General features: G+C 59.8%; 12 protein-coding genes. 9 read left to right on the plus strand and 3 right to left on the minus strand.

Annotated features, from left to right (window positions below):
* Positions 1-2: 2 nt before the first annotated feature.
* Positions 3-206: a DUF3551 domain-containing protein gene (locus UB31_RS40790; RefSeq protein ID WP_082078675.1), complete on the minus strand. Its 204-nt coding sequence runs from the start codon at positions 204-206 to the stop codon at positions 3-5.
* Between the two features lie 318 nt (positions 207-524).
* Here UB31_RS40790 and UB31_RS29735 point away from each other — a divergent pair, with 318 nt between their 5' ends.
* From UB31_RS29735 to UB31_RS29775, 8 genes are all read left to right on the plus strand, one after another.
* A complete protein-coding gene (locus UB31_RS29735) occupies positions 525-1,628 on the plus strand; it encodes an efflux RND transporter periplasmic adaptor subunit (RefSeq protein WP_082078685.1) in 1,104 nt (367 codons plus the stop codon).
* Positions 1,625-4,687, plus strand: a complete 3,063-nt coding sequence (locus UB31_RS29740; protein WP_045008569.1) for an efflux RND transporter permease subunit — start codon at positions 1,625-1,627, stop codon at positions 4,685-4,687. The genes UB31_RS29735 and UB31_RS29740 overlap by 4 nt, the downstream gene beginning before the upstream one ends.
* Positions 4,688-4,837: 150 nt before the next feature.
* Positions 4,838-6,271 (plus strand): basic amino acid/polyamine antiporter, encoded by a 1,434-nt coding sequence (locus UB31_RS29745; RefSeq protein ID WP_045008568.1) that lies wholly within the window; start codon positions 4,838-4,840, stop codon positions 6,269-6,271.
* Positions 6,272-6,294: 23 nt separating this feature from the next.
* On the plus strand, positions 6,295-7,542 hold the full coding sequence (gene arcA, locus UB31_RS29750; RefSeq protein WP_045008567.1) for an arginine deiminase: 1,248 nt from the start codon (positions 6,295-6,297) through the stop codon (positions 7,540-7,542).
* Between the two features lie 160 nt (positions 7,543-7,702).
* Entirely contained in the window at positions 7,703-8,509 is an 807-nt protein-coding gene (locus UB31_RS29755; protein ID WP_045008566.1) for an outer membrane beta-barrel protein, read from the plus strand.
* Positions 8,510-9,127: 618 nt separating this feature from the next.
* Entirely contained in the window at positions 9,128-10,324 is a 1,197-nt protein-coding gene (locus UB31_RS29765; protein WP_245305640.1) for a sensor histidine kinase, read from the plus strand.
* Between the two features lie 90 nt (positions 10,325-10,414).
* Positions 10,415-11,023 (plus strand): response regulator, encoded by a 609-nt coding sequence (locus UB31_RS29770; RefSeq protein WP_045008564.1) that lies wholly within the window; start codon positions 10,415-10,417, stop codon positions 11,021-11,023.
* A gap of 143 nt (positions 11,024-11,166) precedes the next feature.
* On the plus strand, positions 11,167-11,805 hold the full coding sequence (locus UB31_RS29775; RefSeq protein ID WP_045008563.1) for a response regulator: 639 nt from the start codon (positions 11,167-11,169) through the stop codon (positions 11,803-11,805).
* 84 nt (positions 11,806-11,889) lie between these two features.
* Here the strand turns inward: UB31_RS29775 and UB31_RS29780 are convergent, their stop codons facing one another.
* Both UB31_RS29780 and UB31_RS29785 read right to left on the minus strand, forming a co-directional pair.
* Positions 11,890-13,728 (minus strand): tetratricopeptide repeat protein, encoded by a 1,839-nt coding sequence (locus UB31_RS29780; RefSeq protein ID WP_245305639.1) that lies wholly within the window; start codon positions 13,726-13,728, stop codon positions 11,890-11,892.
* Positions 13,712-14,689 (minus strand): LysR family transcriptional regulator, encoded by a 978-nt coding sequence (locus tag UB31_RS29785; protein WP_045008848.1) that lies wholly within the window; start codon positions 14,687-14,689, stop codon positions 13,712-13,714. The genes UB31_RS29780 and UB31_RS29785 overlap by 17 nt, the downstream gene beginning before the upstream one ends.
* 294 nt (positions 14,690-14,983) lie before the next feature.
* Between UB31_RS29785 and UB31_RS29790 the strand changes: the two genes are divergently transcribed.
* A complete protein-coding gene (locus tag UB31_RS29790) occupies positions 14,984-16,909 on the plus strand; it encodes an ABC transporter substrate-binding protein (RefSeq protein WP_156175616.1) in 1,926 nt (641 codons plus the stop codon).
* Positions 16,910-16,912: the final 3 nt, after the last annotated feature.

Genomic DNA, 16,912 nt, shown 5'->3' on the forward strand with positions numbered 1-16,912 from the left:
AACTAGCGCGACGCTTGTCGAGCGAAGCAGGTCCCGCCTCTTCCGCTCCTGGACGCGCGGCACTGCTCCTCGGTGGAATACCTGCAGTTGGTCATTCCCTTGAACTTGGAGCACCATTGATTCTGCTGTGCCTGCGCCTGTGCTGCGACGGGCGCGATCGCCAGTGTCCCCAGTATTGCGGTTGCAACCAAGATAAGCTTTCGCATTTGAATCCTCCTGATCCGTCGTTTCGGTTGGAGCCACGTTCAAGCGTTGTTCTTCAAGCGTATGCTTCACCTGACGATTGCATCATGTGATGTTAGCGGAACCGGCGATATCGGGTGATTGCCTGATCATGTCTCAGGAATCTCCCAAGGCTCAAACCGCGGCTAACCACGATTACATCCGGCTGCACCGAGTAGATTTACCGATGTTGATGCCGGGGCCCTTCGGCAAAATGTCGATATCAATGCCGGGACCCGCAATCTCGGAAAGGCCGATCTGCCCGACAACATTCCACGCCCGGAACGGAACAGCCCATGGTCATGCGCGGCAGCCGATCCACGCTCCGATACGTCGTCGCATCGATGTTGGTCGCAGCAATGTCGTTGATGCTGGCAGGCTGCGGAAGGGAAGCGGAAACGAATAACGCGCCTGCGTCGCGTATCGTACGCACGGCCACCGTGGAAAAACGCAAGATCACGACACCGCTGACATTCTCCGGCCGGATCGAAGCCGAGGATGAAGTGAATGTCGCATTCCGAATATCCGGGCGGCTGTTGAACAACGACGCCAAGATCGGCGACCGGGTCAAAAGCGGTCAGGTGCTGGCGCGATTGGAGTCCCAGAACGAGCTGAATGCGTTGCGGCAGGCACAGGCATCTCTTGCCGCCGCCCAGGGGCAACTGACGCAGGCGCGCAATCACTTCGACCGTCAGGAGACGCTCCTGGCGCAGGGCTGGACCACGCGCGTCAACTACGATGCCGCGACCCAAGCGCAGCAAACGGCGCGATCGCAGGTCGATGCTGCCGAAGCCGCACTGAGTGCCGCGCATGACCTGGTCGGCTTCACCGAACTGAAAGCCGATGCGCCAGGCGTGATAACTGCTACCGGTCCGGGAGCCGGCGAGGTGGTGCAGGCCGGGCAGATGATCGTGAGGATCGCGCGGCAAGACGGCCGCGATGCTGTTTTCGACGTCCCCTCTCAATTGATCAGGTCGGCTTCGGCCGATCCGGAGGTCGAGGTCAGCGTGGCTGACGATCCGAGTATCAAGGCGAAAGGGCGCATTCGCGAGGTCGCCGCGCAGGCCAGTGCCGTGACTCGGACCTTCGAGGTCAGGGTCGGTCTGACCGATCCTCCGCCGGCGATGCGCCTTGGCGCATCGGTCGTCGGACGGGTGAGCACGAGTGCGGGGCCGATGATCGATATTCCGTCCTCCGCTCTGACCAGGATGAACCAGCGCCCCGCCGTGTGGATCGTCGATCCGACCACCAGTACAGTCTCCGTGCGCAATGTGGACGTTCTACAGTTCGACGAAGCCCAAGCGGTAATTTCGCAGGGACTGGACACCGGTGAAGTCGTTGTTACCGCCGGGGTCCAGGCGCTTCATCCGGGTCAGAAGGTCCGCGTTCTCGGATCAGAGCCATGAGCGGCATCAACCTCTCCGATTGGGCGCTGAAACACCGCTCGCTGGTCGTCTATATGATGATCATTGCGGTCGTCGCGGGTGCGCTGTTCTATTTCCGCCTGGGTCGGAACGAAGATCCGGCCTTCATCATCAAGACCATGGTCGTCCAGGCCGCCTGGCCAGGGGCTTCCGTGGAGGAGACGATGAAACAGGTGACGGAGCGCCTCGAACGTCGCTTGCAAGAAACGCCGCATCTCGACTTTCTGCGAAGCTTTACGAAGGCAGGCGTTTCGACCGTCTTCGTGAATCTGAAAGGTAGTGCCAGCGCAAGAGAGGTCACGGACACCTGGTACCACGTGCGCAAGTCAATCGGCGACATGCGCCATACGCTACCCGCCGGAGTGATCGGGCCCGGGTTCAACGACGAGTTCGGCGATACTTTCGGGATTATCTACGCCTTCACCAGCGATGGCTTTAGCCAGCGTGAGCTGCGCGACCGGGTCGAGGATATCCGCTCGAAGCTTCTGCTCGTGCCGGACGTGTCAAAGATCGAGCTTTTGGGCGAGCAGGATGAGGTGATCTTCGTCGAGTTCTCCACGAAGGAGCTTGCTGCCCTCGGCGTCGACCGGTCTGCTCTTATTTCGGCGCTCCAGTCGCAAAACATTGTGCGTCCGGCGGGAACGATACAGACGAGCACTGACAGCATCTCGATACGGGTATCTGGCGGGTTCCAGTCCGAGCAGGACATCGCGGACATCAATTTTTCCGCGGGTGGGCGCATGCTTCGCCTGAGCGACATCGCGCGCGTGCGTCGCGGCTACACCGACCCGCCCCAGCCGATGTTTCGGGTCAACGGAAAGCCGGCCGTGGGACTGGCAATCGCCATGCGGGATGGCGGGGATATTCTTGCACTGGGTGCCAACATCACAAAGGCGATGGCGCAGATTACCGCGGAACTCCCGATCGGAATCGAGCCCACCCTGGTCGCGGACCAGCCCGTCGTGGTCAATCATGCCATTCGGGAGTTCATGGTCTCGCTGCTTCAGGCGATCGCCATCATCATGGTGGTAAGTTTCATCAGCCTCGGCGTGCGACCCGGCCTGATCATCGCGCTCGCCATACCGTTCACGCTGGCGATCGTCTTGCCGATCATGGGACTGCTCGGCATCGACATGCAGCGTATATCGCTGGGCGCGCTGATCATCGCGCTTGCGTTGCTGGTCGACGATGCAATGACGACGACGGATGCGACGCTCACCAAACTGGCGGAGGGCGCCAGCAAGGTCGAGGCCGCAACTTTCGCTTACCGAACCCACGCGATGGCGATGCTGGCGGGCACGCTGGTGACGATCGCGGGCTTCATTCCGGTGGGCTTTGCCGCGAGCTCGGCCGGAGAATACACATTCTCGCTGTTCGCCGTCGTCACGATCGCACTGTTGGTGTCGTGGTTCGTCGCAGTCATTTTCACGCCGCTGCTTGGCGCTGCGATCCTCGTTCGGCCCAAGCAAGGCAACTCGGTGGATCCGGGCAGGATTTTCCGCCTGTACCGGAGCTTCTTGATCTCGGCGATGCGCGCAAAATGGCTGACCATCGCGATCTCGGTGGCGCTCTTTGTCGCCTCGGTCCTTGCGATGCCGCTGATTCCGCGGCAGTTCTTTCCGTCGTCGGATCGTCCGGAACTTCTGGTCGATGTCAGCTTGCCCCAGAACGCTTCGATTTACGCGAGCGAAGCCGCGGCGAGGCGCCTGGATGCGGCGCTCGCGACGGACCCCGATGTGGCACGATGGAGCACCTATGTGGGACGCGGCGCCATCCGCTTCTATTTGCCTCTTAACGTCCATCTCCCGAACGACTTCTTCACGCAGACCGTGGTGATCGCAAAGGATGTCGCCGCGCGCGAACGCCTCCATGCCAAGCTCGAAAGGATGCTGGCGGAAGAATTCCCCAAGGCCATCGCTTTCGTTTCTCCGCTCGAGCTCGGGCCGCCGGTTGGATGGCCGATCCAGTACCGGGTCAGTGGGCCTGACGTGGAACGGGTGCGCGAGCTCGCGCTTCAGGTCGGACAGATCGTGGCGTCGAGTCCTGAAACCAAGCAGGTGAATTTCGACTGGATGGAGCCCGATCGGCAGGTGCGCATTCGCGTCGATCAGAACGAGGCGCGCCAACTCGGCCTCAGCTCCCAGGCGATCGCGACCGTCCTGAACGCAGTCATCACGGGCACGCCCATCACCCAGGTCCGCGACGATATCTATCTGGTCAACGTCGTGGCGCGTGCGACCGACGAGCAGAGGGTCTCGCTGGACAGTCTGCGCAATCTGCAGGTGGCGCTGCCGGGCGGACAAACTGTTCCTCTCAGCCAGTTTGCGTCCTTCGAGTATGGCCAGGAGTTTCCGCTCATCTGGAGGCGCGACCGCATTCCGACTTTGACGGTCCAGGCTGCTATCGCCGGCGACCAACTGCCGGAAAGCGTGGTCGCCTCGCTGTTGCCGGCGATCGAGAAGTTCCAGAAGACGCTTCCGCTGCCGTACAGAGTCGTCGTTGGCGGGACCGTGGAAGAAAGCCGGACGTCGCAGGCATCCGTGCTGGCCGTGGTGCCCGTGATGCTTTTCGTCATGTTCACCGTCCTCATGGTGCAGCTCCGAAGCTTCCCGAGACTGTTCATGGTTCTTAGCGTGGCGCCGCTCGGCCTGATCGGGGTGGTCGCAGCGTTGATGCTTTCCGGCAGGCCGCTCGGCTTCGTCGCCATTCTCGGTGTGCTGGCGCTTCTCGGCATGATCAGCAAGAACGCCGTCATCCTGATCGGTCAGATCGACGCCGAACGCGCCCTGGGTAAGACGCCCTGGGAGGCCGCGGTCGACGCCAGCAGCTCCCGGTTCCGGCCGATCATGCTGACCGCCGTATCGACTGTCCTTGGGATGATCCCGATCGCGCCGACGGTGTTTTGGGGGCCGATGGCATTCGCGATCATGGGCGGCTTGCTGGTTGCGACGGTTCTTACCCTCGTCTTCTTGCCGACGCTGTATGTCGCGTGGTTCGGCGCGACGGAGTCGGTCGACGATCCTGCACTGCACAAGCCATGAGAGAGGTGTGGGCGAAGCCCGATAGGGGAATCCTTGCCTCCGGCTAGGTAGTCAACCCGATGTTCCCCGTCCCAAAGTGAGTGCACCTGTGATGATCGAAGCAGCTATCTGCGTCGCCGTGAGGGCATTGCAGATGACCGGGATGCCCCCATGAGCGCGAATACCGACATACAAAAGCTGCCACTGCGGACCCTGACCGCGATGGTGGTGGGCGGCATGGTCGGTGCCGGTGTGTTCTCGATACCGCGCAACTTTGCGCAGGCGACCGGTATTTACGGAGCCCTCATCGCGTGGGCCATCGCTGGCGCCGGCATGCTCATGCTGTGCTTCGTGTTCCAAACGCTGGCCAACCGCAAGCCTGATCTGGATGCCGGCGTCTATGCGTACGCGCGAGCGGGTTTCGGGCCCTATGTCGGGTTCTTCTCGGCATTCGGGTATTGGGCCAGCGCCTGCGTCGGCAACGTGTCGTATTGGATCCTGATTAAGTCGACGCTCGGTGCGTTTTTCCCCGCTTTGGGGCAGGGCAATACGCTGACCGCGGTGCTCATCTCCTCGGTCGGGATATGGGCATTTCATTTTCTGGTGCTGCGCGGCGTGAAGGAAGCAGCGGGAATCAACGCGGTCGTCACCATCGCCAAGATCATTCCGCTGCTGTTGTTCGTGGTGTTGTCGATCTTCTACCTCAAGCCGGCCGTGTTCGCGGACAACCTGTGGGGCGGATCGGCCGGGGACTACGGCAACCTGTTCGCGCAGGTCAAGGCGACGATGCTGGTGACGGTCTTCGTGTTCCTGGGGATCGAGGGCGCAAGCAATTATTCGCGCTTCGCGGAGAAGCGCGAAGACGTGGGCGTCGCCACCGTCACGGGATTTCTCGGCGTGTTGGCGCTGTTCGCGTCGGTGTCGATACTGGCCTACGGCATTCTGCCCCGCGCGGAGATCGCGCAGCTTCGCCAGCCCTCGGTCGGTGGTGTGCTCGAGGCCGCCGTCGGCCATTGGGGAGCGGTGTTTATCGGGGCCGGCGTGATCATCTCGGTGCTTGGTGCCTATCTGGCGTGGACGATGATGGCCGCGGAGGTGCTATCAGTGGCCGCCAAGAAGCTGGACATGCCAGCCTTCCTGGCACGCGAGAACGCCAATCAAGTGCCGTCGTCAGCACTGCTGATGACCACGTTGCTGATTCAAGCGGTGCTGGTCGCCACGCTGTTCTCCGACGACGCCTTCACCTTCGCACTGTCGCTCTGCAGCCACCTGTCGTTGATCCCGTACTTTCTGTCCGCGGCCTTTGCGTTGATGCTGGTGTTCCGCCGGGAGACTTACGAAAAGGATCCACGCGATCTCCGCAAGGACGCCATCATCGCGGTTCTGGCGACGATCTACACGATATTCTTGTTGTTTGCAGGCGGGACGAAGTTCCTGTTGCTCGGCTTCATCATCTACGCGCCCGGCACAATCCTCTACTACATCACGCGGAAAGAGCAGGGCAAACAACTCTTCACGCCCGCCGAGTGGGTCTTGTTCGCGGTAGCAGTGATCGGATGTGTCGTCGGTATCCATGGCCTCGCCACCGGCTATATCAGCATCTAGCCCCAATACGAAAGGAGCCACCAATGGTGAATTCCTCAGCCTTCGGCGTTCATTCGGAGGTCGGTCAGCTCCGAAAGGTGATGGTGTGCTCGCCCGGTCGCGCGCATCAGCGGCTCACGCCGTCCAACTGCGATACGCTGCTGTTCGACGATGTGCTCTGGGTGGACAACGCCAAGCGCGATCATTTCGATTTCATGCAGAAAATGCGTGACCGTGGCGTCGACGTCGTGGAAATGCACAATCTGCTCGCGGAAACCGTCGCCATCCCGGAGGCGAGGAAATGGATTCTCGACAATCAGGTGGTTCCCGATCAAGTCGGACTCGGTCTCGTTGACGAGCTTCGCTCCTATCTCGAGGGCCTCAAGGCGCGTGAGCTCGCGGAGACTCTCATCGGCGGTGTGTCGACTCATGATTTCCCGGAGGCCCATGGCGGCGAGATGCTCAAACTGGTCCGCGAGGCTGCGGGCATGACCGAATATCTGCTGCCGCCGCTGCCGAACACGCTGTACACGCGGGACACGACCTGCTGGATCTATGGCGGGGTCACGTTGAATTCGCTGTATTGGCCAGCGCGGCATGAAGAGCCGATCCTCGCGACCGCCATCTACAAATTTCACCCGGATTTCGCTGGCAAGGTCAATGTCTGGTGGGGTGATCCGACCAAGGACCATGGCCTTGCGACCTTCGAAGGCGGCGACGTAATGCCGATCGGAAAGGGCAATGTCCTGATCGGCCTGAGCGAACGGACCTCGCGGCAGGCCATCAGCCAGGTTGCCGCTGCCCTGTTCGCGAAGAAGGCGGCCGAGCGCGTGATCGTGGCGGCCATGCCAAAGCTGCGCGCGGCCATGCATCTGGATACCGTGTTTACCTTCGCGGACCGCGATTGCGTGCTGCTGTATCCCGACATCGTCAACAACATCACGGCGTACTCCTATCGGCCCGCAAACAATTCCGCGGGCGTCGAGTTGCACAAGGACGAGAAGCCGTTTGTGGATGTCGTGGCCGAAGCCCTCGGCCTGAAGAAACTGCGCGTCGTCGAGACCGGCGGCAACGCTTATATGCGCGAGCGCACCCAATGGGATAGCGGTGCCAATCTCGTCTGTGCCTCTCCGGGCGTTGTGTTTGCCTACGACCGCAATACCTACACCAACACCTTGTTGCGGAAGGAAGGCATCGAAGTGATTACCATTGTCGGGGCGGAGCTCGGGCGTGGCCGCGGCGGCGGTCATTGCATGACCTGCCCGATCATCAGGGACGCGGTGGACTACTAAACAGGGCGGCCGGGTTTGGGGGTGACGGTTAGCGCGTCACAATCGAGCACGGGTTCCCTTCGCCAGAACAACCAAGGATTTAAAACCTCAACACCAACACGCCACAATTTTCGTTCATCGTGGCATGAGTCGTGGTGTTCGCAGAGCCGTGGGGATAGCCATGCGACGCTCATTTGCCGTATTGCCGGTTCTCGGAGCGTTCAGCGTAAGCAGCGCCTGGGCCGCTGAACTTGACCTCACCGAGATGAGGACGAGTACCGTGTCGGTGCCATCCTGGAGCGTTGTGGGCTCCGTCTCACCGACCTTCACCGACAACGCGCTGTTCAGCCGCGATAACCGCAAGTCCGATGGCTACTACGAGCCCGACATCAGCGTCAGGCTCGACGGTTATCTGACAAACGACCTGTCCTATCGGCTCTATGCGCGCGCGCAGTACGATGCTTTTGCGACGGAGAAGGATGGAAATGCCGCGATCGCGCGCCTGGGAGGGCGCCTGACCGAGAATTGGAACGGCTGGCGGTTCTCCGCCATTTACGAGAATCGCTACGATTTCGACGGCGTCTACCGTGACCTCGCGTTTATCTCGCACGACGTGATGGGTTCCGTGGCCCGCGACTTCCAGGTCGACAACGTCACGCTGTCGCCGCTGTTGCTGTTGACCTATCGGTTCTCCGATCTGGCGGAGGCGCGCCGCTGGCGCTTCGATGCGGTCCTCGGAATAGAAGTCAAGCTCGATCCCAAATGGTCGATTGTGAGTGCGCCGCTGTTCGAAGCCTATTGGTTCACGGACGGATTGAACAGGGGACGGCAGGATCAGCTCTATTCGGCCGATATCGGCGTGAGGTACAGTTTTGCAAGCAACCTGTCGCTGACGACCAGCGTGCTCTACGAGGTGCGGACGTCGAATGTTGCGTTGCGAAACTATCGGGATCTCCGGGTCGGTCCCCGGCTTGACTTCGCATTTTGATAGGTGTCTGGACGATGCGGACGAAATGGGTGTTTGTGCTGATCGGGTCGGCGATTGGAACGATGGCGATATCGGCCGTTGCTGCCGACCCGCGCGACTCTGTCGACCGTGGCCAGCGTCTCGATACCGATGCACTCAGGGACGACGTTGGCACGAACCGCCTTCGGGCCCCGTCCCATCCTCTCGTGATTGCACCCGTGCCGCAGCCTATTCCGACTGCGAAGGGAAAGAAGCGCACCAAAAGCAGCGACAGCAACCGGTAGATCACAGCCGTGCTCGATACACCTGGCTGACGGCGTCGATAATCCGTCTTCGCAGCGTACGACGTCCCGGATCTGTCAATCATTTTAGACAGTATTGTATCGCCTTTGAACGTGCCGCCGAATGGCGCAGGCATGGCTGGCACAATTTGCATATCGATATGTCGAAATCCATCTCACTCATGCGTGATTCTGTTGCCAGAAAAATACTACCTAGTGGTGTGTATGTACTGAGCGGGATATAATTCCCCGAGTTGAACGTCATGTAGTTACTGATTGATGGGTGTCTCGTGGGCGGGGAGGGAGAGACATTTTCGGACGGCTCAGTTTTGAATTTGAAAGTTCTTCCGAAGAGTGAGTGAGTTTCGTGAAAGTATTCGGTCTTGATGCCGGCGAGCCGAAGAGACCCAGCGTTACGGAGCGGATGGCGTTTGAGTTGGCGGGCGGCCGTCTCTACTGGGACCACGCTTCGGACCTTCTCTTCGCGATACATACTTTGCATGATGGGCGCTTCGGATATGAGGCGATCAATCCGGCCTTCGAGGCGCGCCTTGGTGTTTCGTCCTGGGAAGTTCGCGACCTTGATATCACCGAATGCATGGAGAGCAGCGACGCCAAGTCCGTTGGTGATGCGCTCATCGCCTGCATGGCCCGGGGAGCCGAAGTCAGGATTCGCCATTGTCTTTCGCTTGGTGGCCCTCGATGCAAATGTGAGACAACCGTAGCTCCAGTCTTCGATTCCATAGACGGTATTGTCGTCCGTGTGATCGGTAGTCATCGGATATTGCGCGAGGAGCCGCTCGGGAATGGAGCGCCGGGGCGAGCCGACGAGTGGGGGAGCGTTAGCCTGGCCTCCATCCAAGAAGATATTCAGCGGCGGATTGCTTCCGATCTGCATGATTCAACCTGCCAGCATTTGATCGCCGCCAGCCTTGGAATCATGCGAGTCCGGGCCCACCTCGCCGGCCCGATCGATGCCGAGCGTCTCTGCGACGATATCGACGCCTCGATCGACGAGGCCCTGAAGGAGATCCGGTCGTTCTCTTATCTGCTTCACCCCCAGAGTCTGACAGCTGAAGGGTTGAAAGCGACGATCGAGCGCTACGCCGAAGGGTTTGCTGCGCGAACATCGTTACGAATCAGCACGAGGATCCTGGCCGACGTGGATCGATTGTCCCGCGACAGCCAGTACGCCTTGCTGCGCGTCACCCAGGAAGCGCTCACGAATGTGTTTCGTCACGCAAAGGCGACCGAGGTCAAAATCGTCGTCGATGCGACCGATGGACATTTTCGGCTCAAGATCAGCGACAACGGACGCGGTTTCCTTGTCGGCGATGTGAGACGCGGCGCCAAGGCAGGAACTGTCGGCGTCGGAATTCCGGCAATGCGGGCGAGGCTTCAGCAACTCGGAGGCACACTCGATGTTCAATTCAATCCGACGATGCGCCGGTCCGGGACGTTGTTGTGCGCGATCGTCCCGTGTGGCGCCGCGATGAAGAAGCGCAACTGTCGAAGCCGGACCCACACCATGGCAGCTTATCGAGGTCCGCAATGATCTGGTCACCGCCGTGATGCGATCCTCGCCGGCCGATCTCTGACGTTCGGCGCCGTAGGTCCTTCTCGGCGAATTGGAGTGCCTCCAGCCATGAAACGGATTCTTATCGCGGATGATCACGAGGCGGTGCGGTCAGGCCTGCGGGCGGTACTGGCTCTGCGGTCGGATTGGGAAATCGTCGCGGAGGCCAAGGACGGTCGTGGGGCGATTGCCGCTGCCATCCAAACCCAACCCGATATCGCTATCGTCGACTTCTCCATGCCTCGAATGACGGGCGTGGAGGTCGCCCGTCGGATCAAGGAGTATCCTCTTCAAACCGAGGTGCTGATCTTTACGGTACATAACTCGTACCTTCTTGCGCAGCAGGCGTTTGAGGCGGGAGCTCGCGCGTTCCTGGTGAAATCTGACGCAAACAAGTTGTTGATGGCCGCTGTCGAGTCCCTCCTGATCCACAAGCCGTTTTGTACCGGAAATTGCACCAAGGCAGATATGGAGGGACACGGCGGGCTTACGCCCCGAGAGCAGCTTGTCGTCAAGCTGGTTGCAGAAGGTAACAGCAACAAGAGCATCAGTTGCATGTTGAACCTGAGCGTCAAGACGACCGAGGCACACCGGGCGGCTGCGATGCGTAAGCTTAGCGTGAACTCCACCGCAGGACTGGTCCGGTACGCGGTTCGCGTCAGATTGATCGAGATCTGATCGGACCTGCTTTCAGTACATTTGCTGTCGAACATGAGGGTTATGTTGGATAACCCTTCCAGTGACCGCGGCTAGAATGGCGGGATGGAGCCAGGAATCTCTGTGAATTGCCGCTAGGTTGCGGGCCGCACGGGAATAGCGCTGTGAAACGCATCGTGATTGCGGACGATCATGAAGTTGTACGTTCCGGCCTTCGTGCAATCGTTGAAACCTGTTCCAGCTGGAGCGTCATCGGTGAGGCGGCCAATGGCGAAGAGGCGGTTGCACTTGCGTTAGAGTTGCGGCCGGATATTGTGATCGTCGACTATTCGATGCCGCTCATGAATGGACTGGAGGTCTGTCGCCGCCTCAAGTCGATGCATTTGCGTACCGAGGTTCTGATCCTCACGATGCACGAGAGCGAGGAACTGTTGACCGAGGCGATTCTGGCGGGCGTACGCGGCTTCTTGTTCAAATCCGACGCGAGAAATCACCTGATTTCGGCCGTCGAGGCATTGCTCGACGGTAGGCCATACTTCACCAGTGTCCTTCTGGAGAAGTTGCTTCATGATTATCAGGTGAACAAGCAAGGCCAGCCGGACGCGCCGCTCCTCACGTCTCGGGAACAGGCCGTCGTTCAGCTCATCGCGGAGGGACATACCAACAGATCCATCGGCGCTGTCTTGAAATTAAGCGTAAAGACTGTCGAGACCCATCGTGCAGCCGCGATGCGCAAGCTCGGCATGTCATCAACCGCCGAGCTTGTCCGCTATGCCATCCGCAAGAAACTGGTCGCACCCTGAGTTCGACGATCGAACAGGCGGGGTAGCTCTCGTCTCTCGATCGAGGCTCGGCCAGCTGTGCTCAGGTGCGCGTAGAACAGCGGTTCAGTTACAGCAACAGGTTCGTGTTGGACGATATTCATCGAGCCTACACATACAGGACGAGGCTATTGGTGTGTCCGCTTTTGCAAGAGCGGCTGCCAGTTTCGACGACAGGAGTGGCAGCTCGACCGTTTCCTCTCGCCTTTGCAGGCATTCTACCAGGCCGTGAAGGGCCCACACGTTGTCCGGATGCTGAGTGCAGCGTTGCACTCTGTTGGTAAGCCCGAGGTCGTCGCGGTAGATATCCTCCGCTTCGGCGTAGTGTCCCTGCTCCATCAGGAGGGCGGCGAGCGCGTGGCGCGGCGGATGCATCCAGGCCCAGGGCTCGGTATAGCCGAGATTGTCGTCGCGCCGGACTGCCTCCCGCAGATGGCGATAGCCGGTCTCGTAATTTCCCTTGTGATACTCCAGCTCGCCCTCGAGCATGGCTTCACCGACCGACAGGACGTCGAGCGCAAAATTGCTGAGAAAGCGTCTGGACGGCGGCACGCGGCTCTTGGCGAGCTGGAAGAGCCGTCGCTCCTCGTCGGCTTTCGCGAAGTCCTTCAGCGTCGCATGTGCAATTGCGCGCGCGTAGTGGTGCATCGGGATCGTAACCAGGAAGATGTTGCTGTCAGCCGGGACCGGCTCATCGATGATCTCCTGCCAACGTCCGAAGCGGATCAGAACGTGCATCTTGACCGAGTAATAGCCTTCGGTCGTATTGGCCAGTTTAGGGCGATTGCGGACGCCGAGAATGTCGGGTGTGAGCATCTCGCGTATCTTGTCGGCCGCTGCGATGGCTGGCGCAAATTGGCCCAGGAACATGCAGGTAAACATCATCAGATGCAGGTCGTGACAGCGTGCGGTTACGTAGAAATTCAATGAGCCGGCGTAGTCGGCGTACATATCGTCGGCCTTGATGGCCTTCTCGCTTGCGATCTTGGCTCGCTCATAGTCGCCGCAAAGGACGTAGATGTGACCCGGCATGTGATTCATGTGCCCGGCGTCAGCGCACAAATTCGACAAGACATCGGCCGATCGCAAGGCCCGTTCGGGTTCGTTCGACATCTCGAGCAGGTGAATGTGAAGATGAACGATGGCCGGATGCAGAGGAGTGCCCTGTTTGTCGGCCAATGCGATTGACTTGTCGCAGATCTGCGACGCCTCCACTGTGTCCGCGTTTCGCGCAGGCAATCCCGACTTGACGTCCCAGAGCTTGCGCGGCGTCCGCGTGATCAGTGCCTCGACGAACAGCGCCATGATGTCGTGGTCGTCGGGAAACGCATGGTGGACCCGCCGCATCGCGGCGGCGTAGTCATCGTCCCAGCGATCGTACTGCTCCGGTTCGACGTGGTGCGGCTTCTGAAACCGCTTCGCGAGGGCTTCGACCAGATGACGTTCGGCATCCTCCCGTCCCTCGCTTAGTGCGAGCGCGCGCTGGACATGATGGAAAGCCACTTTCGTGATGTGGTCAGCCTCGATCTCTCCCAGGTCGCGCCAGATCAGATTGTAGAACGGGCCCGATCCATACGCGACGCCCCAGTGGGCCATCACGCAATCCGGATCGAACGCCAGCGCGTTGTAAAAACATTTCACGCCCTCTTCCTGGTTGAAGCCGAGGCACCAGTTCAGTCCCAGGTTAAACCAATGCTGCGCCTCGGGCGACGTCGTGGCGATCGTTCGGCCGTGGGATCCGAGATCGAATGGATACGCGTCGGCCGATTGTCGTGGGACGGGTTGGGTGCGAAGATCGGATTGTCCCGATGCAGAACTATCGGCCTGGATTTGCATCTCAATTCCCGTTACGTCGAAGCTGTTCGCCGCGCGCGCCCTGCGTGCAGCGTCACGACGATTCCTCATTGTTCTCCGGGCCTGTCTTGCGCTTCGTCTTGTCGAAGACCGGCGCCACCATTCCGGGTATGTAACTGTCGGAGATAAACGAACGGCAGTGGCTTTCGAATGCCTGGAGCAACCGCGATTTGCTTACGGTTTTCAGGGTGGCCGTGCCGATCACCATCGGCCGATTGTCTCCAATCAGCCTCACGCGCTTCAGGCGTTTTCCGTCCAGGGCCTGATCGGATCTCGGTCTGATGTTGAGAAGCGAGTATCCTAGTCCGTTAGCCACCATCGTCCGGAGAACCTCGATGTGCTCCGAACGCGCATAAATGTTTGGTTCGAGGCCGTCCTTCATGAACAAGGCAAGGAAATATTCCCGGCTCAGCGGCAGATCGAGCAGGATCATCGGATGCTCGACCATCTCCTCCAGCGTCAATGCGGTCCGGCTCGCCAGAGGATGCGACTCGGCCAAAAGGACGTGCGGGGGCAGCCGGGCCAGTGGCATGAAGTCGATATCGGCAGGGACTTGCAGGTCATAAATGATCGCGACGTCGATGCGCGATCGCCTCAGATCATCGAGAAGTTGCTCAGGATTGGCTTCCATGTGGGCAACCTTCGTCGTCGCGAAGGCAGTGGTAAAGGAGTGAACCAGTTCGGGGACCAGCATCGGGGCGAGCGTGACCATGCACCCCAGCGATACCGTCCCACGGATCTGGTTACTCGTCTCGGACGCGAAGACATACAGGCGCTGGGCCTGCGCGACGACATTCTTCGCCTCGCGCAGCAAGTCCCGCCCGGCGGGCGTGAGTGACAGGCCTTGAGCATGGTGACGGATGAAGAGTTGAACGCCCAGCTCCTTCTCCAGGAAGGAGATTGCGGTCGAGATCGACGGCTGGGAGATATGAATTCGCTCGGCTGCCAAGGTGATGCTCAGCGTTTCCCCTGCAGCGATGAAATACTCCAACTGGCGAAGCGAATACCGCATGGAACTGACTCTATTGGCCCAAGATGGGGCGTCAAGTGCCGTCATCTGCGCGGAATCCTGTGGGTTTGGCCGATCCCGGAGCGCGGGTGGCCAGGGTTGCGGCAAAGGGTTGTCGCCAGGGACTCTGGCTGAGCTTCGCGCGCCGCGTCCCAGACTTAAGTCTGGGACGGCGCTGTCGGCGGATCGCGCGGAGGGGTGAGGATCGACGGCGATCGATGATGTCGCGGCGGCCATTCCTGACGTATCCGAAACAATGCCCGGCCGTCACGAGCCGCGCGGCTTTCCCTGAGGGAAGTGCAGGTCAATCATTGGACACCAGAATATCTGCCTAGCGGACCGTCGATCAAGAAAAGCTTTGTTTCGATCTGGTTCGGGTTTCTTGAACCGCATTGCTTTCGATCACGCTCCGACACGCCGTCTCCAGATTGCGTACTCGAACCGCGCTCAGACCGGATCGGCTGGTTCAAAAATCGCGATCCAATGAAGAGCAAAATACTCTCCGCCTTTTTCTCGAATGCACCGGTCAAACTGGCGATTGCCAGGGATACGGTGCAGCATGCTCCCTTGACTTCAGAATTATGTCTATACAAAATTGTGGCCGTTCTTCAGGGGAGAGCATACCGAATGGATCGTCGACAGTTCTTGGAGCTGGCTACCGCGGGTGCAGCTTCGTCGCTCTTGGTTCTTCCCGCCTACGGCCAATCCAAATCAAGCCGCATCGTCATCGTGTCGGAGTCCAATTCGAATACGCTGGACGTTCACACGCCGGGGGCAAATCGTGCGTCCTACGGACTTTGCATGATGACCTACGACCGGCTGATCCAGTTCGGTACGAAGATTTTGCCGAACGGAGTGCCCAGCTATGACTACGACAAGCTCGAGCCGCAACTCGCGGAAAGCTGGGAAATCGCGCCTGACAATTCCGCGGTCGTCTTCAAGCTGAAGCAGGATCTCAAATTCCATGACGGGGCGCCGATAACCGCGCGTGACGTCAAATGGTCGTTCGACCGCTTCGTATCGGTCGGAGGTTTCCCTCAGCGTCAGATGGAGCAGGTTTCACTCACTGACGTCAATCAGTTCGAGGTTGTCGACGAGCGTACTTTCAAGATCAAGCTTCTGAAGCGAGACAAGCTTACGCTCCCCAGCCTCGCGATTGTTGTGCCCGGCGTTTACAACAGCGAGCTTTGCAAATCGCACGCGACAACCGCCGACCCCTGGGCGCTGGAATTCACCAAGATCAATTCAGCGGGCTCAGGCGCCTACAAGGTCGAATCCTTCAAGCCCGACGAGCAGATCATTCTGACGCGGTTCGCGGATTGGAAAGGAGGGACCCTGCCCAAACAAGAGCGGGCTCTCTATCGGTCCGTGCCCGCGGCCGGCACCCGCCGGGCCTTGGTCGAACGGGCGGACGCCGATGTTGCGAGTGATCTCCCGCCGCGCGACGTGGCCGACATTGCTGCCGCCAAGAAGATCAAAATCGAGTCGGCGCCGCAGGCGAACACCCTCAGGTATCTTGCGCTTTCGACGATAACCAAGCCATTCGACGACGTGCGGGTAAGACAGGCGATCGCCTATGCGATTCCCTACGAAAAGGTGATCGAGAGCGCGGTCTACGGACGGGCCAAGCCGATGTTCGGTGCGTCTACAGATGCGCCTCGGGACGCTTCCTGGCCGCAGCCGTTCCCCTATAGCCACGATCCCGACAAGGCCAAGGCGCTGCTTGCCGATGCAGGCCTTGCGGGCGGGTTCGAGACCAAGCTCTACTTCGACGCTGGAGCGGCAACAGTCGACGAGCCGGCCGCGCTCATCATTCAGGATGCACTGGGCAAGCTCGGCGTGAAGCTGACGATCGAGAAAATTCCGGACTTCTTTGCGAGACGAAGCCAGAAGAACTGGCCGATGGCGATCGACGTTTTCGGCGCCTGGTTTGACGGAGCGGACTTCTACTTCCGTTGGCTCTGGCACGGGCAAAATACCGTCTTCAATGTCGCAAGCTATAAAAACCCCGAGATGGATAAGCTGCTCAACGCTGCGAGACAGGCGCGAGAAGGAGCCGAGTACGAATCGATCGCGAAACAATTCATCAAGCTCGCGATGACGGAAGTACCCTACATCCCGCTTTATCAGCCGGTGCTGGACGTCGCGGTTCAGCAGGATGTCAACGGGTACGTCTATATGTTCCATCGTCAAGTGGATGCGCGCACCCTGGCAAAGGCCTGAAAG

The sequence above is a fragment of the Bradyrhizobium sp. LTSP849 genome (assembly GCF_000938255.1).
GTDB lineage: Bacteria > Pseudomonadota > Alphaproteobacteria > Rhizobiales > Xanthobacteraceae > Bradyrhizobium.

Bases quoted from the DNA above. Each gene is read 5' to 3' on its own strand.
- UB31_RS29735 (WP_082078685.1), top strand. From the start codon at position 525: ATGCGCGGCAGCCGATCCACGCTCCGATACGTCGTCGCATCGATGTTG.
- UB31_RS29740 (WP_045008569.1), top strand. From the start codon at position 1,625: ATGAGCGGCATCAACCTCTCCGATTGGGCGCTGAAACACCGCTCGCTG.
- UB31_RS29785 (WP_045008848.1), bottom strand. From the start codon at position 14,689: ATGCGGTATTCGCTTCGCCAGTTGGAGTATTTCATCGCTGCAGGGGAA.
- UB31_RS40790 (WP_082078675.1), bottom strand. From the start codon at position 206: ATGCGAAAGCTTATCTTGGTTGCAACCGCAATACTGGGGACACTGGCG.
- UB31_RS29780 (WP_245305639.1), bottom strand. From the start codon at position 13,728: ATGAGGAATCGTCGTGACGCTGCACGCAGGGCGCGCGCGGCGAACAGC.
- UB31_RS29745 (WP_045008568.1), top strand. From the start codon at position 4,838: ATGAGCGCGAATACCGACATACAAAAGCTGCCACTGCGGACCCTGACC.
- arcA (WP_045008567.1), top strand. From the start codon at position 6,295: ATGGTGAATTCCTCAGCCTTCGGCGTTCATTCGGAGGTCGGTCAGCTC.
- UB31_RS29770 (WP_045008564.1), top strand. From the start codon at position 10,415: ATGAAACGGATTCTTATCGCGGATGATCACGAGGCGGTGCGGTCAGGC.
- UB31_RS29755 (WP_045008566.1), top strand. From the start codon at position 7,703: ATGCGACGCTCATTTGCCGTATTGCCGGTTCTCGGAGCGTTCAGCGTA.